Here is a 23,229-nt window from a genome sequence, read left to right as displayed (position 1 = left end):
AGTGCGAGAGAACAACCATGTGGCCGAACCGTCGACTGATCGATCTCTTCAAGACCGAATTCCCGATCGTGCTGGCGCCGATGGCCGGCGTAATGGACGCGGAGTTGGTGATCGCCGTTGCGCAAGGCGGCGGGCTCGGCTCGCTGCCGAGCGCAATGCTGTCGCCGGAGAAGGCGCGCGAGCAGGTCAACATCATCCGGCAGCGCGTCTCCGCGCCGGTGAACATGAATTTCTTTTGCCACACACCGGTCGAGCTCACGGCCGAGGCGGAGGCGCGCTGGAAACAGCGCCTCGCGGGCTACTACAATGAGCATGGCCTCGATCCCGCCGCACCCATCAATGCCGCGAACCGCGCGCCGTTCGACGCCGGCTTCTGCGAGGTCGTGGAGGAGCTGAAGCCGGAGATCGTCAGCTTCCATTTCGGCTTGCCGGAGGACGCGCTGCTCAAGCGGGTCAAGGCGGCTGGATGTCTCGTCATCTCCTCGGCGACGACGGTGAAGGAAGCGGTCTGGCTCGAGCAGCACGGCGCTGATGCGGTGATCGCACAAGGTGCGGAGGCCGGCGGCCATCGTGGCATGTTCCTGACCGACAAGATCTCGGAACAGCCCGGCACCTTTGCGCTGGTACCGCAGGTGGTCGACGCGGTGAAGGTCCCGGTGATTGCGGCCGGCGGCCTTGCGGACGGCCGCGGCATCGCAGCCGCCTTCGCGCTCGGTGCGGCCGGCGTGCAGATCGGAAGTGCCTATCTGCGCTGTCCGGAATCCAAGGTCGGTGCGGCGGCACGCGCGGCGCTCGCCGAGGGGCGGGATGATTCAACCGTCATCACCAATGTCATGACCGGGCGGCCGGCGCGCGGCGTCCAGAACCGCCTGATGCGCGAGGCGGGCCCGATTTCGCCGGACGCGCCGCCATTTCCCCATGCCGCAACGGCGCTGGGACCGCTGAAGGCGGCTGCCGAAAAGCAGGGCAGGGTGGATTTCACCAATCTCTGGGCCGGGCAGGCGATCGCCCTGGGCCGCGAGGTCCCGGCAGCGGAATTGACGCGGGATCTCGCCAAATCGGCGCTTGCCCGGATGAAGGCCCTCGCCGGATAGGTCCCGCGGCCGGTTGCGGCGCAAAAGCGGCCTCTGCTATACGGCACATAGGTTTTGCCGTGAGAGGCCTTATATAATGTCCGTCGACGCCGCTACCGTCCGCCGCATCGCGCATCTGGCGCGCATTGCGGTTTCAGAGGGCGAGGTTCCGCATCTGCAGGGCGAGCTCAACGCCATGCTCGCTTTTGTCGAGCAGCTCTCGGAGGTCGATGTCGAGGGTGTGGAGCCCATGACCTCGGTCACCCCGATGCAGATGAAGAAGCGGCAGGATTTGGTCAATGACGGCGAGATCGCCGACGATATCGTTGCCAACGCGCCTGCGACCGAAGGTCACTTCTATCTTGTACCCAAGGTCGTCGAGTAATTTACATAGCGTTTTCGAGCGAAGTGGAAACCGGTTCGCATAAAGAAAACGCGTCAAACTAAAGAGTCTTAGGACGCTGTCGATGTGCATGCTTTGCGACGACGAGAAGGCCTATCAGGCCTACATGAACTATCTCGACAAGATGGAGCGGCAGGGCAAGGCTGCCGACCCCAACGTCGCCGTCAATGCCGTGCTCGACGAGATCGAGGCGGCTGCGAAAGCGGCCGCCAAGAAAGACGACCCGGCCAACGACAAGTCCCTGTCTCCGTTCTTCTGCAGCCCGATCAATAAATGACCGATTTGACATCGCTGACGCTCGCGGAGGCCCGCAAGGGCCTCGCGGCCAAGACTTTTACGTCCCTTGAGCTGACCGACGCGCATCTGAACGCGATCGAAGCCGCGCGCGTGCTCAATGCTTTCGTCATGGAGACGCCCGACCGCGCGCGTGACATGGCGAAGGCCGTCGACGAGAAGATCGCCAAGGGTGATGCGGGACCGCTCGCCGGCATTCCGCTCGGCATCAAGGACCTGTTTGCGACCAAGGGCGTCCGCACCACCGCGTGCTCGAAAATCCTCGGCAATTTCGTGCCGACTTACGAGTCCACCATCACCTCGCAGCTCTGGCGCGACGGCGCGGTGATGCTGGGCAAGCTCAACAATGACGAGTTCGCGATGGGCTCGGCGAACGAGACCTCGTGCTTCGGCCCCGTCGGCAATCCCTGGCGGCGTGATGGCTCCAACACGACGCTGGTGCCGGGCGGCTCGTCCGGCGGCTCGGCCTCGGCCGTTGCGGCGCTGCTGTGCATGGGTGCGACCGCGACCGATACTGGCGGCTCGATCCGTCAGCCGGCGGCGTTCACCGCGACCGTCGGCATCAAGCCGACCTACGGCCGCTGTTCGCGCTGGGGCATCGTCGCTTTTGCCTCCTCGCTCGACCAGGCCGGTCCGATCGCGCGCAGCACGCGCGATGCCGCGATACTGCTGCGCTCGATGGCCGGCCACGATCCGAAGGACACGACCTCGGTCGACATGCCCGTGCCGGATTACGAGGCTGCGATCGGCAAGTCCGTGAAGGGCATCCGGATCGGCATTCCCAAGGAGTATCGTCTCGACGGCATGCCGGCCGAGATCGAAAAGCTCTGGAGCGAGGGCGCGGCCTGGCTGAAAGCGGCCGGCGCCGAGCTCGTCGAGGTGTCGCTGCCGCACACCAAATACGCGTTGCCGGCCTATTACATTGTGGCGCCGGCGGAGGCGTCCTCCAACCTCGCCCGCTACGACGGCGTGCGCTTCGGCCTGCGCGAGCAGGGCCGAAACATCAACGAACTCTACGAGAACACCCGCGCAGAAGGTTTTGGCGCCGAGGTGAAGCGCCGCGTCATGATCGGCACCTACGTGCTCTCGGCCGGCTATTACGACGCCTATTATTTGCGTGCCCAGAAGGTGCGCACGCTGATCAAGAAGGACTTTGAGGATTGCTTCGCCAAGGGCGTCGACGCGATCCTGACGCCGGCGACGCCGTCGGCGGCGTTCGGCATCGGCGAGAAGGGCGGCGCGGACCCCGTCGAGATGTACCTCAACGACATCTTCACGGTGACCGTGAACATGGCGGGCCTGCCGGGCATCGCCGTGCCCGCCGGCAAGGATGCGCAGGGCCTGCCGCTCGGCCTGCAGCTGATCGGCCGGCCATTCGACGAGGAGACGCTGTTCTCGCTCGGCGAGGTGATCGAGCAGGCCGCCGGCCGCTTCACGCCGGCGAAATGGTGGTGAGCATGGCGGCGTATATCGCCAGCCTTGACGGCGCCGCGCCGCCGCCGGATCTCAGCGCGCCGCTCGCCGCACTGTGGTGGGCCGCCAAGGGTGACTGGGACCAGGCGCACAGAATCGTCCAGGACGAGAGCAGCCGCGAGGCCGCCTGGGTGCACGCCTATCTGCACCGGGTCGAGGGCGACCTCGGCAATGCCGGCTATTGGTACCGCCAGGCCGGCCAGCCCGTGGCAAGGGATTCATTACAAGCAGAGTGGGAGCGGATCGTCGCTGCCACGCTGCTCGGGAGCAAGACATGAGCACGGCCACGCACAAGCTTCTCAAGGGCTCAACCGGTGACTGGGAGATGGTCATCGGCCTGGAGGTCCACGCTCAGGTGACGTCGAACGCGAAGCTGTTCTCCGGTGCCTCCACCGCGTTCGGCGGCGAGCCGAACACGCATGTGTCGCTGGTCGACGCGGCGATGCCGGGCATGCTGCCGGTCATCAACGAGGAATGCGTCAGGCAGGCTGTCCGGACCGGACTCGGGCTGAACGCCCAGATCAATCTGCGCTCGGTGTTCGACCGCAAGAACTATTTCTATCCGGACTCGCCGCAGGGCTACCAGATCAGCCAGTACAAGTCGCCGATCGTCGGCGAGGGCGAGGTCGTGGTCGAACTGGACGGCGGCAAGACCGCCACGATCGGCATCGAGCGGCTGCATCTGGAACAGGATGCCGGCAAATTGCTGCACGATCAGTCGCCGACCATGTCCTATGTCGACCTCAACCGCTGCGGCGTGGCGCTGATGGAGATCGTGTCGAAACCCGACATCCGCGATGCCGAGCAGGCCAAGGCCTATGTGACCAAGCTGCGCTCGATCCTGCGCTATCTCGGCACCTGCGACGGCGACATGGAGAAGGGATCCTTGCGCGCCGACGTCAACGTCTCCGTGCGCAAGCCCGGCGCGCCGCTCGGCACCCGCTGCGAGATCAAGAACATGAACTCGATCACCTTCATCGGCCAGGCGATCGAGTACGAGGCCCGGCGCCAGATCGAAATCCTCGAGGAGGGCGGCGCGATCGACCAGGAGACCCGGCTCTACGACCCCAACAAGGGCGAGACGCGGTCGATGCGGTCCAAGGAAGAGGCGCACGACTACCGCTACTTCCCCGATCCCGACCTGCTGCCGCTGGAGTTCTCGCAAAGCTTCGTCGACGAACTGAAGGCTGGGCTGCCCGAGCTGCCGGACCAGAAGAAGACGCGCTTCGTCGCGGATCTCGGCCTGTCGGCCTACGACGCCGGCGTGCTGGTCGCCGAGCGCGAGAGCGCGGTGTTCTACGAGACCGTGCTGGAGAAGCTCGCCAACCGCGCGCGCGACGGCAAGGTCGCCGCCAACTGGGTGATCAACGAGCTGTTCGGTCGTCTCAACAAGGAAGGCCGGGACATTACGGACTCTCCGGTCGATGCCGCACAGCTCTCGGGCATCATCGACCTGATCGGCGAGGGTACGATCTCCGGCAAGATCGCCAAGGATCTGTTCGAGATCGTCTGGCAGGAGGGCGGCGATCCCCGCGCGCTGGTCGAAAGCCGCGGCATGAAGCAGGTCACGGATCTTTCGGCGATCGAAAAGGTTGTCGACGACATCATCGCAGCCAATCCCGACAAGGCGGCGCAGGTCAAGGACAAGCCGCAGTCACTCGGCTGGTTCGTCGGCCAAGTGATGAAGGCATCCGGCGGCAAGGCCAACCCGCAGAGCGTCAACGAGCTGCTCAAGTCCAAGCTCGGCATCTGACCTCGCGCGTTCGAACGAGGTGACGGACAGGCGTCGTCACCTCGCTTTCGGTTCGCGATGCGACGCTCGCGCGCATCCTCGGCGACGAACTTCATCCCGATCGAACGCGATACGCCGACCGAATCGCCGTCACGCGATTCGCGCAAAACGGCGACTTGCACACGCTCCGACGAGCCCGCGCGCCGTTAATCATGAAAATATTTTCGTTGCCAAAAGTCGCGACTCAGAGTCCGCGAAGCGCCTTCGCGAGGCGCTCGCGCGATCGGCGCGATAGGTCATGACATCGATCGCGCGCGATGTGCGCGTGCAAGAAAATACTTGCTGCATAGTGTTTTTCTGCAGTCGTATCTTTTGCAAACGTCGATGCCGCGGGCACTCTCTGCGATCGCAAGCACAACTCATGCAGTCCGCTTGCATCGCGTTCGCCAGCGCAGGCGCGTTTCGCCGTCAACACTTCTTTAAGCGAGACGCTGTTTTTTTCGTTGTGTTGGTGTATTCGGGATGAGTGTGCACTCGATCCCCGACTGCATGCAGCGATTAAGCCATCTCACACATCGGAGGGCAACATGGCCAAGAAAGCTAAGAAGGCAAAGAAGGCGAAGAAGGCGAAGAGCGCAGTGAAGAAGACTGCGAAGAAGACCCGCAAGGTCGCCAAGAAGAAGTAACTTCGCTTTTTGAAGTTGCCGGCTCCTAGAGAGCCGGCACGTCATCAGCGCCTCTCAAAAGGTTCTGGTCGACGATAGAGGGTGTCGGCGAGACATCAGGTCAACGGTCGGATCGTTCTCTTCGCGGGTTCGCTCGCTAAGCGCGGTCCGGCAGAAGAAACAGGTTTTCTTCGTTCGGTGCGGTTCTCCGTAAGGGGCTCCGCAATTTCACAAGCGGCCTTCGGGCCAACGTGGAATCTGGTCCTGACGTGTTCGCCGACGCCCTCGTTCTCTTGAGGCCGGGGTATTGCCGGCATTCCCATCTCCCGACATTGCTGGTCTGACCGCGACGTGGCTGTGCTGCCTTGAGCAGGCCGGGCTCTCGCATATGACGTCTCGGCGACGCCTGAGCGAGCGCCTCGTCTTGAGACGAACGCTTCGCGGCCTCCTCAGGATAAGGCTCGGCTGCGTCCATCTGCGTTGATGCTGCCGCATACTCATCCCCCATCCTGACGGCCCGCCGCAGGCGGGCGTCTCGAAGGATGGCCGCAGTCGAGCTTCCAGCCATATGTTTCTTCATATGCGCGCGCTTCTTGAGCAGGGAGGCTGCGGCGCTGTTGCACGCTGTTCACGCGCCGCTTCTCCATTCGCCGTGTCGTCGCCTGGCTCCGACCTGGCGATCCAGTTCGCCGCGGCTTCTCCTGGGACCATTGCTGTCTCTGGAATACCGGTGACGACAGCGGGCGGGGACACCACAGGACACGCGTCACCGTGCGCGATGGTTATCGTTCTCCCAAAATCCCAAGGTAAACCGAATCTGACGAATTGCAGAAGTGCCTGCAAAACCGGGACTTCTTGCATTTGTTGTGCGCCCCTGGGGCGGGCGCGTTTACGTCTGCTTCATCGCGATACTTAAACTGCCATTCAAATTTGCCCGCCATCATTACCTCCAACAAGCCGGCAAACGGCACGGGCAAGAAGCCCCGGGGATGAGTTGAACAGTTGATTGGACGGGAGCCGCGCTCGGGGGACGAGGCGGCATAAGAAAAAAGGGGATGCGTTATGTTTCAGGGTACTTTCGATCTGGAGACGGCGACGCCGATCGACGCAGGCGCGCTGTCGGACGTGCTGTTCGAGCGCGGCCTCTATTGGGCGAGCGGACGATCCGGTCTCGTCGATCTCGTCGCCGCGCACAAATGGTTCAACCTCGCCGCGCTCAAGGGCCGCAAGGACGCCGTGACGCTGCGCCAGGAAGTCGCCGGACAGATGTCGGACGCCGATATCTCGGCCGCGCAGCGCGACGCGAGGGCGTGGGTCTCCGCCCACTGAGCGGAGAATCAGGTCCCGGACGTCGTTTCGGAGGTGAACCTGGCTTTCGCTGAATCAGGTTCCCTTGTGGTCCTCCATCCGGTTCGGAGCGGCATGAGACCGCCGTCGGGTGTCAGGTGAAGGAACGCACAGATCTCAGATTCTGCTGAGGAGTGGCGGAGAGGGAGGGATTCGAACCCTCGATACAGCTTGAGACCGTATGACGCTTTAGCAAAGCGTTGCCTTCAGCCACTCGGCCACCTCTCCGGTGCGAGCCTTATGCATCTAATTACTTGGGCTGGTCAATTTGGAAGCGTGTGTTTTTGCTCGAATATTCCCAGCGAATTCCGAAACCAAGCGGTTTGCTCCCGGGGCGAGAACGTAACGCCGCGATAACGGACACAAAGCTGGAGGTTCTGGCGCCTGTATGATGAGCGGTTTTGGCGCGGACAAAGGCTCCCTTTATCCACGTAAACGACTGATTTTGCTATCAAATTAGATCGGATCACTCGCGCGGGGGACGACTGCCTTCGTCGCCGATCGCCTCTGTCGAGTGATGCATTTGCAAGTGATTGATTTGATTGCCTCTTTCCCCGATTCGCCACAAGCTGAGGAGCGGTGATCGCTCTCGGATCGGCCGACGGGTCCCGTGTCAGGCTGCGGGAAAGGCGCTCTCACTATTATAGTCGGGATAACTCGCTCGCCGGCCGAGGGAGCCGCCCGTCGCGCCAGGCGCCGCCGCAATGAAGGCCAATAGTTCTCCCTTTGCTTTGCCGCCAACGGACATCGCGAGAAAGCCCGCCTGACGATCGCACCCCAGCTCTTCGTCGGTGGCTCAAGTCCTGGCGACGATGGCCCCCGCCGCCAACGGACTCACCGCAGCGCGTCGAGGGAGGATGATCGCTACTCCACGCTGCCGGCGCCGCGGCGCAAATCGGCTTCGATCTGCAACCGCGTGCCGCCGCCGAAGCGGGCGCGGTAGACCTGAAGGTTCTCCATGATCCGCTGCACGTAGTTGCGCGTCTCGGAGAACGGGATCAGCTCGACCCAGTCGACCGCGTCGACCTTGGGGTCGCGCGGATCGCCGTAGCGATCGATCCACTTCTTCACACTGCCGCGGCCGGCATTGTAGGCGGCGAAGGTCATGATGTAGGAGCCGCGATAGTCCTCGAGCAGCCCACCGAGCTCGGCCGAGCCGAGCGTGGCGTTGTAGGCCGAATCGTTCTTCAGACGCCCCAGATCGTAGGTCCCCCCGTGCCGCTTGCAGACATAGCGCGCAGCGTCCGGCGTCACCTGCATCAGCCCATAGGCCTGCGCCGGCGAGACGACCGAAGGATTGAAGGCGCTCTCCTGCCGCGCAATGGCGTAGATGATGCTGCGTTCGACCTCGGGGCCGATCGGCGTGAACTGCGGAATGCCGTTGACGGGATAGGCATAGAAATCGAACGGCAGCCCGCGATTGAGCGCGGCCTTGCCGAGCAGCAGCATGCCGCGCGCGTCGCTGTAGCGCTGGGTGAGCTCGCCGAGGCCGGCAAGCGCTTCGGGATCGCCGTTCTCGCCCATGTCGGCGAGAACAGGTATCGCCATCTCACGCTCGTCGAGCTCGTAGAGCAGCTGCGCGGCGCGGACGATCTCCAGCCGTTCGGCACCGCGGCTGCGCGGCTGCGCGTTGAGCTCGATCTGCGGCAGGCCGAGCTTGGCGCGTGCGAGCTGGCCGTAATAGCTGGTGGATTGCTCGGCTGCTCGCGCGTAGGCGTTGCGCGCCTCCTGCTGGCGGCCCGCAGCTTCGGCGGCGCGGCCCTGCCAATAGCCGGCGCGCGCCAGCGCCGTCGGATTGACGCTGCCGATCCCGATGCGGGCAAAATGCTGGGTGGCGGCCGCGGGATCGTTGAGGAAGCGCAGCGCGATCCAGCCGGCGGTGAACTCCTGCTCGGTCTTGTAGATGTCGCGCGAGGGCAGGGCCGCATCGCGCGCGATCAGATAGGCGCTGCGAAATTCCTCGGTGTCGATCATCTTGCGCGCCAGGAGGCGCCGCTCGATCCACCATTCGTCGAGATTGTGGAGCCGGCCCGGATCCTTCGGTGCCGACAGCATGAGCTGGGCGGCTTCGGCAAATTTCTCCTCGCGGCGCAGCAGCTGGATCTTGCTGAAGATGAAGCCGGGATCGCCGTGCAGCTCGCGCGGCACGGCGTCGAGCAGCGCACGAGCGTTCGGCGCTTTCTTGAGGGAGGCGATGCGGGCCTTGGCGAGTGCGACATAGCCGGCCCCGAGGCGCTTCGCAGCACGCAGTGCGGCCTCGTTCTCGCTGCCGTAGAGCAGCGTGTCCATCCGCGCCTTCTGATCGCCGGGTGTCAGCAGCGCGCCGAACTGGTCGAGTGCGTTGTTCTCGGTGTCTTCCGACATCGGGTCGCTGCGCCAGGCATCGCGCACCAGACGTTCGGCGTTGGCGCGGTCGCCGCGCGCCAGCATCGCCTTGGCGAGCGTGAAGCGGCCCTTGGCGGACACGGGGGATTCGTTCTCGAACCACGACCACGCGACCTGGTCGTCGCGCCTGTCGTCCCACATCGCGGCTTCCAGGCGCCGGCGGAGGAAGGTCTGCGACGGCCAGCTCGGATTGGCGGATAGGAAGGCGCGGTAGCGCTCCACAGTCGCGCCATTGTCCTCGCTGCGAAGGATGATCCATTCCGCCAGTTTTCGCGCGACGGGATCGGAGATCGTAGCCGCGGCACTGCTGGCGTCGCCCGCCTTGCGCTTGCGCACGAGCTCGATCACGGTCTCCAGCGTGTCCTTGTCGGCTTGCGACGTCGAGGAGGTCGCGGCAACCGCAGCCGGTGTGACCGGCTTGCGCGGGGCGGCATGCTGGCGGGTCGCCGGGGCCAGGACAGGAGCCGCGAGGGGCTTGGCGGGGGCCGGGGCGGTCGGTCTGACGGTGGCCGTCGCAGCCGGCGCGGGTGCGGTCTTCGGGACCGAGCCGCCAGCGGTCGGCGTTGACTTTGGCGCGGCCGCCGTAGGCTTCAGCTTCTCCTTCGCAGGTTCCTTGCCTGCGTTCTTGCCAGCATCCTTGCCAGTATCCTTGGCAGGCTTCTTCGCGGCATCCTTGGCGGGGGCACTGGTCGCGCCGTTGGTTGCGCCCTTCGAAGTTTCCTTGCCGGTTCCCTTGGACGCCCCCTTCGTAGTGTCCTTGGCGGCTGGTTTGGCCGACGGTTTCGCGGTTTCCTTGACGGTCTCCGCGGTTGTCTCGTTGGATTTGGCCCAGGCGGCGCAGCCGGCCGACAGCCCTGCCATCAGGCACACGATCAGAGTAGTGGATCGCCATGCGGCGCGCGGAAAGGAGATCACGGCGTTTCGTCGCCCCGAATCAGTCAATTGGCTCAAGACCCAGCTGTACAAGATCTGGCTGTATTTGATTGAATATGCGGACAAAATACCAACAGCCGCTTACCTTTGCCGGGTTTGCACCACCACCGCGGCAAAATCGCGGCCTAAACGGTGCGTCACGCCGAGGCGGGTCTTTTACCGGCGGGATAGACCCGATATGAATGCGGCTTGCTCAAGATTGCCGCGTACGGAGGAAGTCCATGGCAGCCAAGACGAAATTCCGGGGATCGTTCACTGCCTTGGTCACGCCGTTCAAGAACGGCTCGCTGGACGAGGCGGCGTTCCGCTCCCTGGTCAACTGGCAGATTTCAGAGGGCACCAACGGCCTGGTCCCGGTCGGCACCACCGGCGAGAGCCCGACGCTGAGCCATGACGAGCACAAGAAGGTCGTCGAATGGTGCATCGAGGAAGCGAAAGGCCGCGTGCCTGTCGTCGCCGGCGCCGGCTCCAACTCGACCAAGGAGGCGATCGAGCTCGCCCAGCACGCCGAGAAGGCGGGCGCGAACGCGGTTCTGGTCGTGACGCCCTACTACAACAAGCCGACCCAGGAAGGCATGTACCAGCACTTCAAGGCGATCAACGACGCGATCGGGATTCCGATCATCATCTACAACATCCCGCCGCGCTCGGTGATCGACATGTCGGTCGACACCATGGCGCGGCTGTGGGAGCTGAAGAACATCGCCGGCGTCAAGGACGCCACCGCCAGCATGGTCCGCGTCTCGCAGCAACGCGCGGCGATGGGCGAGGACTTCAACCAGCTCTCGGGCGAGGATGCGACCATCCTCGGTTACATGGCCCATGGCGGCCATGGCTGCATCTCGGTCACCTCGAACGTCGCGCCGCGGCTGTGCTCCGAGTTCCAGGCCGCCTGGGCGAAGGGCGATCATGCCACCGCGCTGAAGCTGCACGACAAGCTGATGCCGCTGCACAACAACCTTTTCATCGAGAGCAATCCGGCGCCGATCAAGTACGCGCTGTCGCTGCTCGGCAAGCTGGACGAGACGTTGCGGCTGCCGATGGTGCCGGTCACCGAGCCGACCCGCGTTGCCGTGCGCAGCGCGATGGTTCATGCCGGCCTCATCAACTGACGCGCTAGCCGATCGGGGAGCTTTCATGGCGATTGAGGCAAGAGGCACGCGGATGCTCACGGAGTTCCGCGAGTTCGCCATGAAGGGCAACGTCGTCGACCTCGCAGTCGGCGTCATCATCGGCGCGGCCTTCGGCGCCATCGTGACGTCACTGGTGGGCGACGTGATCATGCCGATCATCGGCGCAGCGACCGGCGGCCTCGATTTCTCGAACTACTTCACGCCGCTTTCGGGCAAGGTCACCGCCGCAAATCTCGCGGACGCGAAAAAGCAGGGCGCCGTTTTGGCTTGGGGCAACTTCCTCACGCTGACAATCAACTTCATCATCATTGCCTTCGTGCTGTTCCTGGTGATCCGTGCCATGAACAAGTTGAAGCGCAAGGACGAGGCGCAGCCTGCCGCTCCACCAAAGCCGTCGGCCGAGGTCGAGCTGCTGACCGAGATCCGCGATCTCCTCAAGAAGTCTTGACGCGCGCGCTTCATCCAAACTGTTAGCGTCCTCGCGCATCCCGATCAGGTTTGTCATCCATGGCCGACAAGAACGAACGTCCGATCAAGGTCATGGCGGAAAACCGTAAGGCCCGCTTCAACTATGCGATCGAGGATACGATCGAGGTCGGCATTGCGTTGACCGGCACCGAGGTCAAGTCGATCCGCGGCGGCAAGAGCACCATCGCGGAATCCTACGCCGATTCCAAGGACGGCGAGATCTGGCTGATCAACGCCACCATTCCCGAATATCTCCAGGGCAACCGCTTCAATCACGAGCCCAAGCGGCCGCGAAAACTGCTGCTGCATCGCAAGCAGATCAACAAGCTGATGGGTGCGGTCGACCGCGAAGGCATGACGCTGATCCCGCTCAAGCTTTACTTCAACGAGCGTGGTCGCGCCAAATTGCAGCTCGCGGTTGCAAAAGGCAAGAAGCTGCACGACAAGCGCGAGTCCGAGAAGAAGCGCGACTGGAGCCGGGAGAAGGGCCGCCTGATGCGGGCGAGGGGATAGCGGGATGACTCAGAGAAACCTGCTCGAGGTTGATTGGACCCGGATTCCCGCACCAGCGGACGACGGCGGAGCCGCGCACCTGAAAGGAATGACGCTGCCGCCGGTCAGCCTGCTCGCCACCGACGACACGTCAGTCGCGCTGTCGGCGCTGCGTGGCCGGACCGTGGTGTTCGCCTATCCGCGTACCGGCGAGCCCGGCAAGATCGCGCTGGTCGATGATTGGGACATGATCCCGGGCGCGCGCGGCTGCACGCCGCAGACTTGCGCATTTCGCGATCTGTTCGCCGAGCTGAAGGCCGCCGGCGCCGCGCAGGTGTACGGCCTCTCGACCCAAAGCAACGCGTACCAGACCGAGATGGCCTCGCGGCTGCATCTGCCGTTCCCGGTGCTCTCGGACGAGAAGCTGGCGCTTACGAGCGCCCTGAATTTGCCGACGATGGACGTCGCGGGCCTGACGCTGATCAAGCGCCTTGCGCTGATCGTCGACGACGCCAGGATCACGCATGTGTTCTATCCGGTGTTTCCGCCCGACCGGAACGCCGGCGATGTCCTGGACTGGCTGAAGGCCAATCCGGCCAAGGGCTTGTCTAAGGATTAGTCGAGGTCGGCCTTCACCTTCGCGAACACGGAGCGGAACATGTCCGGCGTCAGCACGCGGGTGTTCGTGTTGTAGCGGGAGCAGTGATAGCTGTCGTAGAGCCTGAATGCGCCGGCCTGATGCACGGCGCCGTGGCCGAAGGGGGCTTGCGATCCCTTCAGGTTCAGCGGCTTGAGCACGGTATCGTGCGCAATGCGCCCGAGGGCGACGATCGCGCGCAGGTTCGGCATCGTTGCGAGATTCGCCGCGAGAAACTTCCGGCAGGTGTTGATCTCGATCGGCAGCGGCTTGTTCTGCGGCGGCACGCAATGCACCGCATTGGCGATCCGACAGTCGACCAGCTTCAGGCCGTCGTCGGGACGCGCCTGATATTGGCCCTTGGCGAAGCCGTATTCGAGCAGCGTGGCGTAGAGCAGGTCGCCGGCATAATCGCCGGTGAAGGGACGGCCGGTGCGGTTGGCGCCCTGCATCCCCGGCGCAAGGCCGACGATCAGCAGGCGCGCCTTGATGTCGCCGAAAGGCGCAACCGGTGCATTGTGCCACAAGGGCTCGCGCGCGCGGTTCGCCTCGCGAAAGGCGACCAGGCGCGGACAGAGCGGACAGTCACGGTCGGGGACGAGGCTGAGAGGCTGGCGGCTTGACCGGGCCGCCTCACTCCTCGAAGTCGTCATCGCCCCTCGCCGGCGCCATCGTGGTCGCGCGCTGGAGGAACTGCGGGGCGTGGTGGCGCGCCTCGCGGTCGCCGCGGTCACGAGGGGCGGGGCGTTCGGACGGGTCGCGGCCGAGCTTGGACTGCAGCTCGACGAGGTCGGTGAAGACGTCGGCCTGGCGGCGCAGCTCGTCGGCGATCATCGGCGGCTGGCTTGCGATTGTGGAAATCACGGTGACCCGCACGCCGCGGCGCTGAACGGCTTCGACCAAGGAGCGGAAGTCGCCGTCACCCGAGAACAGCACCATCTGGTCGATGTGCTCGGCGAGCTCCATGGCGTTCACGGCGAGCTCGATGTCCATGTTGCCCTTGACCTTGCGGCGGCCGGAGGCGTCGATGAACTCCTTGGTCGCCTTGGTGACCACGGTGTAGCCGTTGTAGTCGAGCCAGTCGATCAGCGGCCGGATCGAGGAGTACTCCTGATCCTCGATGATCGCGGTGTAGTAGAACGCCCTAAGTAGCGTCCCGCGGCTCTGAAACTCCTTCAGCAGGCGCTTGTAATCGATGTCGAAGCCCAGAGTTTTCGCCGTCGCGTAGAGATTGGCTCCATCGATGAAGAGCGCGATCTTGTCGGTAGAGGAAGGTGACATTCAGTTTGCTCGCGTAGAGTTCGTGATTGATCGTTTATTGTTGGCGCGGCGACAGCAAGCCGCGCACTTCTAAAGTCCCGCCGAAACCCGTCGAAACCGCAAATCCGGAGAAGTCGGGGCAATCAAGGTATAGTTATGGCCAACTTGCATAGACCCGGCGCTGCCGTCGCCAACAACCCGGGAAACCACCCATCCCAGCCCCAATGTGGGGGTAGCAGAGCCGTTTGGCGAGGCCAAATCACAAATTGGCCTTGCGAAACCCTCCCGGCCCCTATAACTAGCGGCATTCATCCACATATTTCGTCCCACCCACAACGGAGCGACAGTCGATGGCTCGCGTCACCGTAGAAGATTGTATCGACAAGGTCGACAACCGGTTTGACCTGGTCCTGCTGGCCGCCCACCGTGCCCGCATGATTTCGTCTGGTTCACAACTAACGGTTGACCGCGATAACGACAAGAACCCTGTTGTGTCTTTGCGCGAAATTGCAGAGACCACCATTTCGCCGGAGGACCTCCGCGAGGAGCTGGTGCATTCGCTGCAGAAGTTCGTCGAGGTCGACGAGCCCGAGCCGGACACTGTGCCGCTGATCGGTTCCGCCGGTGCAAGCGTGGATGCAGACGATACCGAAGTCGCCGTGGAGCGCATGACGGAAGAAGAGCTCCTGAAGGGTCTCGAAGGCCTCGCGCCGCCCGAGGAGCAGCCCGAGGAAGACGAGTAAATCGTCCCGTCGCGCTCATCGACTTCTTTGTGATCTGATAAGGCCCGAACCGTCGTTCGGGCCTTTGCTTTTGTTGGCGTTTTCGTGGTTACCATAGCGTCGTCGGTTCGCGCCTGTCCCTGTCACTGAATTGATCGGACACGCGCGCGATCGGAGCTAAGATGTATACAACGGGCTGTGTCGTGGCCCGTTTGAAGGCAGGACGGCATGGTATATCGACGCCGCACACCAGCGCAGATGCAGGCCGCAACCGAATCGGTTGCCGTGGCCCCGACTGCGCCGGTGGCACGCCCGGCGAAGCCTCGCGCCCGCATGATGCGTCAATATGACCTCGTCGAGCGCGTCAGGTCCTACAATCCCAACACCGACGAAGATTTGCTGAACCGCGCCTATGTCTACGCCATGAAAGCGCATGGCTCGCAGACCCGCGCCTCGGGCGACCCGTACTTCTCCCATCCGCTCGAAGTGGCGGCGATTCTGACCGACCTGAAGCTCGACGACGCCACCATCGTGGCTGCGCTGCTCCACGACACGATCGAGGACACCGAAGCGACGCGGGCCGAGATCGACCAGATCTTCGGGCCCGAGATCGGCGCGCTGGTCGAGGGCCTGACCAAGCTGAAGCGGCTGGAGCTGGTGTCGCGGGAGGCCAAGCAGGCCGAAAATCTGCGCAAATTGTTGCTGGCGATTGCCGACGACGTTCGCGTGCTCCTGGTGAAGCTCGCCGATCGCCTGCACAACATGCGCACGCTGGACTTCGTGCCGACGGAATCGCGACGGCGCATTGCCGAGGAGACGCTGGACATCTATGCGCCGCTGGCAGGGCGCATGGGCATGCAGGAGATGCGCGAGGAGCTGGAGGACCTGTCGTTCCGGACCCTCGACCCGGAAGCCTATTCGGTGGTGATGCAGCGGCTCGATGCGCTGGCGGAGCGCAACCGCAATCTGATCGGCGAAATCGAGGACCAGCTCTCCAACAATCTGCGCCACCGGGGTCTTGGGGCGCGGGTCTATGGCCGCCGCAAGAAGCCATTTTCGATCTGGACCAAGATGGAGCGCAAGTCGGTCGGCTTCGAGCAATTGTCCGACATCTTCGGCTTCCGCGTCGTCGTCAACGATATCGAAGCCTGCTATCGCGCGCTCGGCATCGTCCACACCAACTGGCCGGTCGTGCCCGGGCGGTTCAAGGACTACATCTCGACGCCGAAGCAGAACGATTATCGCTCGATCCACACCACCGTGATCGGCCCCGGCAACCAGCGCGTCGAGTTGCAGATCCGCACCGAGGCGATGGACCAGATCGCCGAGCGCGGCATCGCCGCGCACGTGTTCTACAAGGAAGGCGTGGGCTCGCCGACCGAATTCCTCAAGCGCGAGTCCAATGCGTTCGCCTGGTTGCGCCACACCATCGGCATCCTCTCGGAGAGCGCCAACCCCGAGGAATTCCTCGAGCACACCAAGCTCGAGCTGTTTCACGACCAGGTGTTCTGCTTTACCCCGAAGGGCAAGCTGATCGCGCTGCCGCGCCACGCCAACGTGATCGACTTCGCCTATGCCGTACACACCGACGTCGGCAACAGCGCGGTCGGCTGCAAGATCAACGGCCAGTTTGCGCCGCTGTCATCGGAGCTCCAGAACGGCGACGAAGTCGAGGTGCTGACCTCGGAAGCGCAAGCGGCGCCGCCGTCCGCATGGGAAACACTCGCGGTCACCGGAAAGGCGCGCGCCGCGATCCGCCGCGCCACCAGGACCGCGGTGCGCGATCAATATGTCGGTCTCGGCCGACGGATCGTCGAGCGCCTGTTCGAGCGCGCCAAGATCGAATATGCCGACGACAAGCTCAAGGGCGCGCTGCCGCGGCTCGCGCGGACCTCGATCGAGGACGTGATGGCGGCTGTGGGGCGCGGCGAGATCAAGGCCTCTCACGTCGCGCGTGCGATGTATCCCGACTACAAGGAGGAGCGCATCGCGCGCTACGGCGTCAAGAAGGGGCTTGCCGCCAAGCTCAAGGAGAAGTCGTCCGAACCGCCGCGCAGCCCGGTCGCGATCCCGATCCGCGGCATCAATTCCGACCTGCCGGTGAAGTTCGCGCCGAACGGCGGCGCGGTGCCCGGTGACCGCATCGTCGGCATCGTCACGCCGGGCGAGGGCATCACCATCTACCCGATCCAGGCGCCGGCCCTGAAGGATTTCGAGGAGGAGCCGGAGCGCTGGCTCGACGTGCGCTGGGACATCGAGGACTCCGCGCCGCAGCGCTTTCCGGCCCGTATCAAGGTCGAGAACGTCAACGAGCCCGGCGCGCTGGCGCAGATCGCGACCGTGATCGCCGAGCACGACGGCAACATCGACAACATCAGCATGCAGCGCCGCTCACCGGATTTCACGGAGACGACGATCGATCTCGAAGTCTACGATCTCAAGCATTTGAGCGCGATCCTGGCCCAGCTGCGCGCGAAGGCGGTCGTCGCCCGCGCCGAACGTGTTAATGGATAGACGCCTCCCGTCTTGGTCTATTCCTATGATTCCGTGAGTCCTGAAATGCCTGCACCTCCGCTCCGCCTCGGCGTCAATGTCGACCATGTCGCGACCCTGCGTAACGCGCGCGGCGGCCGCAACCCCGATCCGGTGCGCGCGGCGCTGCTGGCGATCGAGGCCGGTGCCGACGGCATCACCGCTCATTTGCGTGAGGATCGCCGGCACATCGGCGACGAGGACATGGCGCGGCTGAAAGCCGAGATCTCCAAGCCGCTCAATTTCGAGATGGCGGCGACCGACGACATGATGCGCATTTCGCTCGCCACTAGACCGCACGCGGTGTGCCTCGTGCCGGAGCGCCGCCAGGAGGTGACGACCGAAGGCGGGCTCGACGCCGTCGGCCAGCACAATGCGCTGGCGCCCTATATCGCGCGGCTGAACGATGCCGGCATCCGGGTGTCGCTGTTCATTGCTGCCGATCCCGCCCAGATCGAAATGGCGGCGCGGCTGCGCGCGCCCGTGATCGAGATCCACACCGGCGCCTGGTGCGACGCTGTCGTCGACGGCCCCGCCGACAAGGCCGAGGCCGAATGGCGGCGGATCGTGGCGGGGGCGAAGCTGGCGAAGGAAGCGGGGCTGGAGGTTCACGCCGGACACGGGCTGGACTACGCGACGGCGGAGACGATCGCAGCCTTGTCTGAGATCATGGAGCTCAACATCGGGTACTACATGATCGGCGAAGCCCTGTTCGTCGGTCTCGCCGAGACGGTGCGCAGCATGCGCGCGGCGATGGACCGCGGCCGGAGCCGGGCATGATCATCGGCATCGGCTCCGATCTGATCGACATCACCCGGGTCGGCAAGGTGATCGACCGCCATGGCGAGCGCTTCCTCGACCGCATCTTCACGGCGGCCGAGCGGGCCAAGGCGGAGCGGCGCGCCAAGAACGAGAAGATGGTGGTGGCAACCTACGCCAAACGCTTCGCCGCCAAGGAGGCCTGCTCCAAGGCACTCGGCACCGGCATAAGGCGCGGCGTGTGGTGGCGCGACATGGGGGTGGTCAACCTGCCGGGAGGGCGGCCAACCATGCAATTGACGGGCGGGGCGCTGGCCCGGCTCCAGGCCCTGACGCCCGAGGGGTTCGCGGCGCAGATCGACCTGTCGATCACCGATGACTGGCCGTTGGCACAGGCCTTCGTCATCATTTCCGCCGTGCCGCTGGCCAAACCCTGAAGGCGCACCGATCATTTTATAATTCGCATTCAAAATCAATCGCTTATGCAGTTTTGATGCGATCCTTGATTGCGTGGCCTCCGACAACCGTCTAAAAGTCCGCGGACGCAAATCAGGCTGGGCGAATTCGGCTTTACGCCGGAATTGGCCCTCATTATCAGAATCAGGACAATCTCCTTGGGCCGCGAGCGATGGGCTGTTCGCGGGAGGAGGGCGCGCTGTGACCGCCCGCCGGAATTGAGAGAGCAATGAGCGTGACTTCAGGAACGAAAACTGAGAGCGGCGTCGGCGAAACGATCCGGGTCGTCATCCACGCTCTCCTGATCGCGCTGGTGATCCGCACCTTCCTGTTTCAGCCGTTCAACATCCCATCCGGCTCGATGAAGGCGACACTGCTGGTCGGCGACTATCTGTTCGTCTCGAAATATTCCTACGGCTACAGCCACTACTCGATCCCGTTCTCGCCGCCGCTGTTCTCGGGGCGAATCTGGGGCTCGGACCCGAACCGCGGCGACATCGTCGTATTCCGCCTGCCGAAGGACGATTCCACCGACTACATCAAGCGCGTGATCGGCCTTCCCGGCGACCGCATCCAGATGCGGGACGGTCTGCTCTACATCAACGACGCGCCGGTCGAGCGGCAGCGCATGAGCGAATTTGTCGGCGAGGACCCCTGCGGCGCTGAAGGCAGCGGCGTCTCTCGGGTGAAGCGCTGGAAGGAAACGCTCCCTAACGGCGTGTCCTACGAGACGCTGGACTGCGCCGATAACGGCTACGTCGACAACACCAACGTCTACACCGTGCCGACCGGCCACTTCTTCATGATGGGCGACAACCGCGACAACTCCACCGACAGCCGCTTCCTCGGTCAGGTCGGCTACGTGCCCCAGGAGAATTTGATCGGGCGCGCCCAGATGATCTTCTTCTCGATCGCCGAAGGCGAGCATGCCTGGATGTTCTGGCGCTGGCCCTGGGCGGTGCGCTGGAATCGCTTCTTCAAAATCGTCCGATGAAAGACGAAGCCAAGGACATCGCGACCCTGCCGACCGAGGCGCAAGCGGGCCCCGACGGCGAAGCTGCGACCAAGAGTCTTGAGAACAAGACCCTTGAGATCAAGACTCCTGAAAACAAGGCGCCTGCAAAGAAGAAGCGGGTGCGGAGCAGCAAGGCCAGGGGCTCGGATGCGAATGCGGGGCTCGAGGCACGCATCGGCTACAGCTTTGCCGATCCGAACCTCTTGATGCAAGGCATCACGCATGTCTCCGCGCTGAAGTCCGGGCGCAAGCGCGGCGACAGCTATCAGCGGCTGGAATTCCTCGGCGACCACGTGCTCGGGCTCGTCGTCTCCGACATGCTCTATCACACCTTCCCGAACGCCGACGAAGGCGAGCTGTCCAAGCGACTTGCCGAACTGGTGCGCAAAGAGAGCTGCGCCGATGTCGCCAAGTCGCTCGGTCTGCTCGACGACATCAAGCTCGGCTCGGTCGGCTCCAGCGCCGACGCGCGCCTGCGCAAGAGCGTGCTCGGCGACATCTGCGAGGCTGTCATCGGCGCCGTCTTCCTCGACGGCGGCTACGCGGCGGCGGCCGACTTCGTCAAGCGCAACTGGACCGAGCGCATGCACAAGCCGCGGCGTCCGTTGCGCGATCCCAAGACCGTTCTCCAGGAATGGGCGCAGGGCAAGGGATTGCCGACGCCGGTTTACCGCGAGGTCGAGCGCACCGGCCCGCATCACGATCCGCAATTCCGCGTCGCGGTCGACCTGCCGGGACTCGCTCCGGCGGAAGGCATTGGCGGCAGCAAGCGCGCGGCAGAGAAGGTGGCAGCTTCAGTGATGATCGAACGTGAAGGCGTTGGCGGCGGCAATGACGGTTGAAGCAAGCGGCGAGGCGCCCACTGCGACGCGCTGCGGCTTCGTCGCGCTGATCGGCGCGCCCAACGTCGGCAAATCCACGCTGGTCAACGCGCTGGTCGGGGCCAAGGTCACGATCGTGTCGCGCAAGGTGCAGACCACGCGCGCGCTGATCCGCGGCATCGTGATCGAGAACAACGCGCAGATCATCCTGGTCGATACGCCCGGCATCTTCCTGCCCAAGCGCCGGCTCGACCGCGCCATGGTCTCGACCGCCTGGAGCGGCGCGCATGATGCCGATCTCGTCTGCGTGCTGCTGGATGCCAAGGCCGGCATCGACGAGGAAGCCGAGGCGATCCTCACCAAGGTCGCCAGCGTCAAGCACGAGAAGATTTTGGTCATCAACAAGGTCGACCTGGTGCAGCGCGAGAAGCTGCTGGCGCTGGCGCAGGCCGCCAACGAGCGCATGGCGTTCGCAAAGACCTTTATGATCGCGGCGATCTCCGGCGACGGCGTCGACGACCTCAGGCATACACTGGCCGAGATCGTGCCGCCGGGTCCGTTCCTCTATCCCGAAGACCAGATGTCGGACGCGCCGATGCGGCAGCTTGCGGCCGAGATCACCCGCGAGAAGATCTTTCGCAAGCTGCACCAGGAATTGCCCTACCAGTCCACCGTCGAGACCGATAAGTGGGAGGAGCGCAAGGACAAGTCAGTGCGCATCGAGCAGACGATTTTCGTCGAGCGCGAAAGCCAGCGCAAGATCGTGCTCGGCGCGGGCGGCGCCACCATCAAGTCGATCGGCGCGGACTCGCGCAAGGAGATCGGCGAGATCCTGGGCGTGCCGGTGCACCTGTTCCTGTTCGTCAAGGTGCGCGAGAACTGGAGCGACGATCCTGATCGCTACCGCGAGATGGGCCTGGAATTTCCCAAAGAATAACCAAGAAAAGATCGGTCAGCGATGAGCGTACCCAGCAACGTACGGCGCTTCGAAGCGTTGCTCTATGCATCGTTGATGCTTGATGCCCTGTCGGTGGCGGTGCAGGACCGCACGCCCACTGCCGAGATGACCGAGCAGATGATCATGACGTCGATGCTGTTTGCCGGCGGCATGATCCTGCTGCTGGTCTATTTCGTCAGGCTGGCCGCGCACGGGCGCAAGAACTGGCCGCGCTGGGTGCTGGCGGCAGCGCTCGTGCTGTCGGTGATCTCGCTCGGCCAGATCATCGGCCAGAAGGGCATGGAACTCGACAGCGCCATCGAGATCGTCTCCTGCGTGCTGACGGCGATGGGGCTGTATTTCTCGTTTCGCGGCGACGCGCAGGGTTGGTTCAATGCGTAAGGCCGCGTTGGGTCGATTGGCGGCGCGTAATCCGCCATCCAGGAGTGCACGCGCGATTGGCGAATGACGCCTTCGGCCAATCCGCCCTACGATTGACGACCGGAATCCGCTAGACTTCACCCATGGAATGGACCGACGAAGGCATCGTGCTGGGGGTGCGGCGGCATGGCGAGAGCAGCGCTATCGTCGAGCTGCTGACCCGCGCGCACGGCCGCCATCTCGGTCTTGTCCGCGGCGGCGCCGGCTCGCGGATGCGGCCGCTGCTGCAGCCCGGCAACAGCCTCAGCGTGGTGTGGCGGGCGCGGCTCGACGAACATCTCGGCACCTATGCCATCGAGGGCCTCAAGCTGCGGGCGGCGACGCTGCTGGGATCATCCCACGGCGTCTACGGCATCACCCATCTCGCCTCGATTGCGCGGTTGCTGCCGGAGCGCGATCCGCACGAAAACCTCCTGGCGCTGCTCGAACATTCGCTGGACGATTTCGACGACATCGGCAGCGCCGCCGTACACGTGATCCATTTCGAGCTGGCGATGCTTACCGAGCTCGGCTTCGGGCTGGCGCTGGAAAACTGCGCCGTGACCGGAGAAACCAACGACCTGATCTACGTCTCGCCCAAATCCGGCGGAGCGGTGTCGCGCGGGGCGGGCGAACCGTGGCGCGACCGCCTGTTGCGGCTGCCGCCATTCCTGCGCCAGGGCGAGGTGCACGGCGACCTCACCGACGAGGATCTCCAGGACGGCTTTCGACTGACCGGCCTTTTCCTGCTGCGCCACGTGCTGGAGCCGCGCGGGCAGGGCCATTCCGACGCGCGGGCAGGCTTCATCAACGCGCTGATTCGACAGCAGGCAAAGGCCACAATGCCCGCGCCATGAGCCTGACGCCGCTCTGCATTGTCGCAATATGTCGGTCCGCCGTGGAACGAAACCGGGTTTCCCTGACTTGCCCCCCGGGTTCCAACCGGGGATATCCTGATGCTGATCAAGGGACTTGTGATATCGGCAGCGCTGATCGCGCTGGCGCCGGACGCCCTCGCGGGTGAGCAGCCGGGCGTCTTTCGCCGTGCCTCCTGTACCGTCGTCAGATTCTATGTGGCCAAATATTCCGCTGCAGCCGCAGAGGCATGGGCGAGGTCCAAGGGCGCGACGGAGGCCGAGATCGAAACGGCCCGGCGGTGCCTGACCAATGCCCCGGCCACCACGCAGGCTAAAGCCGCGCCACCCACCCAGACCTTCACCGCAGGCTGGGCCGGCCAGTAGGCCGCCTACAGGGAACCAATCGATCCTTGCC

24 protein-coding genes and 1 tRNA gene are annotated in these 23,229 nt (G+C 64.1%); 21 read left to right on the top strand and 4 right to left on the bottom strand.

Features of this window, described 5'->3' with window-relative positions:
* Positions 1-17 precede the first annotated feature (17 nt).
* The 7 genes from GWG67_RS04220 (at position 18) to GWG67_RS04190 (ending at position 6,969) form a co-directional block, all read left to right on the top strand.
* On the top strand, positions 18-1,094 hold the full coding sequence (locus GWG67_RS04220; RefSeq protein WP_275167896.1) for a nitronate monooxygenase family protein: 1,077 nt from the start codon (positions 18-20) through the stop codon (positions 1,092-1,094).
* Positions 1,095-1,170: 76 nt separating this feature from the next.
* The gene (gene gatC, locus GWG67_RS04215) at positions 1,171-1,458 is read left to right on the top strand and encodes an Asp-tRNA(Asn)/Glu-tRNA(Gln) amidotransferase subunit GatC (protein WP_275167895.1); all 288 of its coding nucleotides are present in this window, start codon (positions 1,171-1,173) and stop codon (positions 1,456-1,458) included.
* Between the two features lie 82 nt (positions 1,459-1,540).
* On the top strand, positions 1,541-1,753 hold the full coding sequence (locus GWG67_RS04210) for a hypothetical protein (protein ID WP_007611210.1): 213 nt from the start codon (positions 1,541-1,543) through the stop codon (positions 1,751-1,753).
* Positions 1,750-3,225: an Asp-tRNA(Asn)/Glu-tRNA(Gln) amidotransferase subunit GatA gene (gene gatA, locus GWG67_RS04205; protein ID WP_275167894.1), complete on the top strand. Its 1,476-nt coding sequence runs from the start codon at positions 1,750-1,752 to the stop codon at positions 3,223-3,225. Before GWG67_RS04210 ends, gatA begins: the two co-directional genes overlap by 4 nt.
* Positions 3,216-3,521 carry a hypothetical protein gene (locus GWG67_RS04200; protein ID WP_275167893.1) on the top strand — a complete coding sequence of 102 codons (306 nt, stop codon included), beginning with the start codon at positions 3,216-3,218 and terminating at the stop codon, positions 3,519-3,521. Before gatA ends, GWG67_RS04200 begins: the two co-directional genes overlap by 10 nt.
* Positions 3,518-4,996 (top strand): Asp-tRNA(Asn)/Glu-tRNA(Gln) amidotransferase subunit GatB, encoded by a 1,479-nt coding sequence (gene gatB / locus GWG67_RS04195; protein ID WP_275167892.1) that lies wholly within the window; start codon positions 3,518-3,520, stop codon positions 4,994-4,996. Before GWG67_RS04200 ends, gatB begins: the two co-directional genes overlap by 4 nt.
* 1,706 nt (positions 4,997-6,702) lie before the next feature.
* Positions 6,703-6,969, top strand: coding sequence for a hypothetical protein (locus GWG67_RS04190; RefSeq protein WP_275167891.1), 267 nt, complete (start codon positions 6,703-6,705; stop codon positions 6,967-6,969).
* 153 nt (positions 6,970-7,122) lie between these two features.
* On the opposite strand, the gene GWG67_RS04185 is transcribed toward GWG67_RS04190, so the two are convergent.
* Together GWG67_RS04185 and GWG67_RS04180 are read right to left on the bottom strand one after the other, a co-directional pair.
* Positions 7,123-7,215, bottom strand: a tRNA-Ser gene (locus GWG67_RS04185).
* Positions 7,216-7,851: 636 nt separating this feature from the next.
* Positions 7,852-10,233: a lytic transglycosylase domain-containing protein gene (locus GWG67_RS04180; protein ID WP_275167890.1), complete on the bottom strand. Its 2,382-nt coding sequence runs from the start codon at positions 10,231-10,233 to the stop codon at positions 7,852-7,854.
* Positions 10,234-10,526: 293 nt separating this feature from the next.
* On the opposite strand from GWG67_RS04180, the gene dapA reads away from it, so the two are divergent.
* From dapA to GWG67_RS04160, 4 genes are read left to right on the top strand one after another with little or no spacing between them, the layout of a single operon-like run.
* A complete protein-coding gene (gene dapA, locus GWG67_RS04175; protein WP_007603384.1) occupies positions 10,527-11,417 on the top strand; it encodes a 4-hydroxy-tetrahydrodipicolinate synthase in 891 nt (296 codons plus the stop codon).
* Between the two features lie 25 nt (positions 11,418-11,442).
* Entirely contained in the window at positions 11,443-11,886 is a 444-nt protein-coding gene (mscL, locus tag GWG67_RS04170; RefSeq protein ID WP_275167889.1) for a large conductance mechanosensitive channel protein MscL, read from the top strand.
* Between the two features lie 59 nt (positions 11,887-11,945).
* Positions 11,946-12,419 (top strand): SsrA-binding protein SmpB, encoded by a 474-nt coding sequence (smpB, locus tag GWG67_RS04165; protein WP_275167888.1) that lies wholly within the window; start codon positions 11,946-11,948, stop codon positions 12,417-12,419.
* Between the two features lie 4 nt (positions 12,420-12,423).
* The gene (locus GWG67_RS04160; protein ID WP_275167887.1) at positions 12,424-13,017 is read left to right on the top strand and encodes a peroxiredoxin; all 594 of its coding nucleotides are present in this window, start codon (positions 12,424-12,426) and stop codon (positions 13,015-13,017) included.
* On the opposite strand, the gene GWG67_RS04155 is transcribed toward GWG67_RS04160, so the two are convergent.
* Together GWG67_RS04155 and GWG67_RS04150 are read right to left on the bottom strand one after the other, a co-directional pair.
* Entirely contained in the window at positions 13,014-13,688 is a 675-nt protein-coding gene (locus GWG67_RS04155) for a uracil-DNA glycosylase (RefSeq protein WP_275167886.1), read from the bottom strand. The genes GWG67_RS04160 and GWG67_RS04155 overlap by 4 nt on opposite strands.
* Positions 13,669-14,316 carry an NYN domain-containing protein gene (locus GWG67_RS04150; protein WP_007603390.1) on the bottom strand — a complete coding sequence of 216 codons (648 nt, stop codon included), beginning with the start codon at positions 14,314-14,316 and terminating at the stop codon, positions 13,669-13,671. Before GWG67_RS04150 ends, GWG67_RS04155 begins: the two co-directional genes overlap by 20 nt.
* Before the next feature lie 329 nt (positions 14,317-14,645).
* On the opposite strand from GWG67_RS04150, the gene rpoZ reads away from it, so the two are divergent.
* From rpoZ to GWG67_RS04100, 10 genes are all read left to right on the top strand, one after another.
* Positions 14,646-15,038, top strand: coding sequence for a DNA-directed RNA polymerase subunit omega (rpoZ, locus tag GWG67_RS04145; RefSeq protein WP_007603391.1), 393 nt, complete (start codon positions 14,646-14,648; stop codon positions 15,036-15,038).
* A 207-nt stretch (positions 15,039-15,245) separates the two neighbouring features.
* Positions 15,246-17,531 carry a bifunctional (p)ppGpp synthetase/guanosine-3',5'-bis(diphosphate) 3'-pyrophosphohydrolase gene (locus tag GWG67_RS04140; RefSeq protein WP_275167885.1) on the top strand — a complete coding sequence of 762 codons (2,286 nt, stop codon included), beginning with the start codon at positions 15,246-15,248 and terminating at the stop codon, positions 17,529-17,531.
* Between the two features lie 45 nt (positions 17,532-17,576).
* Positions 17,577-18,329, top strand: coding sequence for a pyridoxine 5'-phosphate synthase (locus GWG67_RS04135; protein ID WP_275167884.1), 753 nt, complete (start codon positions 17,577-17,579; stop codon positions 18,327-18,329).
* On the top strand, positions 18,326-18,745 hold the full coding sequence (acpS, locus tag GWG67_RS04130; RefSeq protein WP_007611179.1) for a holo-ACP synthase: 420 nt from the start codon (positions 18,326-18,328) through the stop codon (positions 18,743-18,745). The genes GWG67_RS04135 and acpS overlap by 4 nt, the downstream gene beginning before the upstream one ends.
* Positions 18,746-18,993: 248 nt before the next feature.
* A complete protein-coding gene (lepB, locus tag GWG67_RS04125; RefSeq protein WP_275167883.1) occupies positions 18,994-19,758 on the top strand; it encodes a signal peptidase I in 765 nt (254 codons plus the stop codon).
* Complete coding sequence (rnc, locus tag GWG67_RS04120; protein ID WP_275167882.1) at positions 19,755-20,621, top strand: ribonuclease III; 867 nt, start codon at positions 19,755-19,757, stop codon at positions 20,619-20,621. The genes lepB and rnc overlap by 4 nt, the downstream gene beginning before the upstream one ends.
* A complete protein-coding gene (gene era, locus GWG67_RS04115; RefSeq protein WP_007611165.1) occupies positions 20,611-21,537 on the top strand; it encodes a GTPase Era in 927 nt (308 codons plus the stop codon). The genes rnc and era overlap by 11 nt, the downstream gene beginning before the upstream one ends.
* A 21-nt stretch (positions 21,538-21,558) precedes the next feature.
* Positions 21,559-21,939, top strand: coding sequence for a hypothetical protein (locus tag GWG67_RS04110; protein ID WP_275167881.1), 381 nt, complete (start codon positions 21,559-21,561; stop codon positions 21,937-21,939).
* Between the two features lie 122 nt (positions 21,940-22,061).
* Positions 22,062-22,814: a DNA repair protein RecO gene (gene recO / locus GWG67_RS04105; RefSeq protein ID WP_275167880.1), complete on the top strand. Its 753-nt coding sequence runs from the start codon at positions 22,062-22,064 to the stop codon at positions 22,812-22,814.
* Between the two features lie 99 nt (positions 22,815-22,913).
* Positions 22,914-23,198, top strand: coding sequence for a hypothetical protein (locus tag GWG67_RS04100; RefSeq protein ID WP_275167879.1), 285 nt, complete (start codon positions 22,914-22,916; stop codon positions 23,196-23,198).
* The last annotated feature ends 31 nt before the right edge of the window (positions 23,199-23,229 follow it).

Source organism: Bradyrhizobium sp. CSS354, from assembly GCF_029051725.1.
In the GTDB taxonomy this organism is placed as follows: domain Bacteria; phylum Pseudomonadota; class Alphaproteobacteria; order Rhizobiales; family Xanthobacteraceae; genus Bradyrhizobium.
Note: the sequence above shows the minus strand (reverse complement) of the source record. Positions and strands in the feature narration are given on the sequence as shown.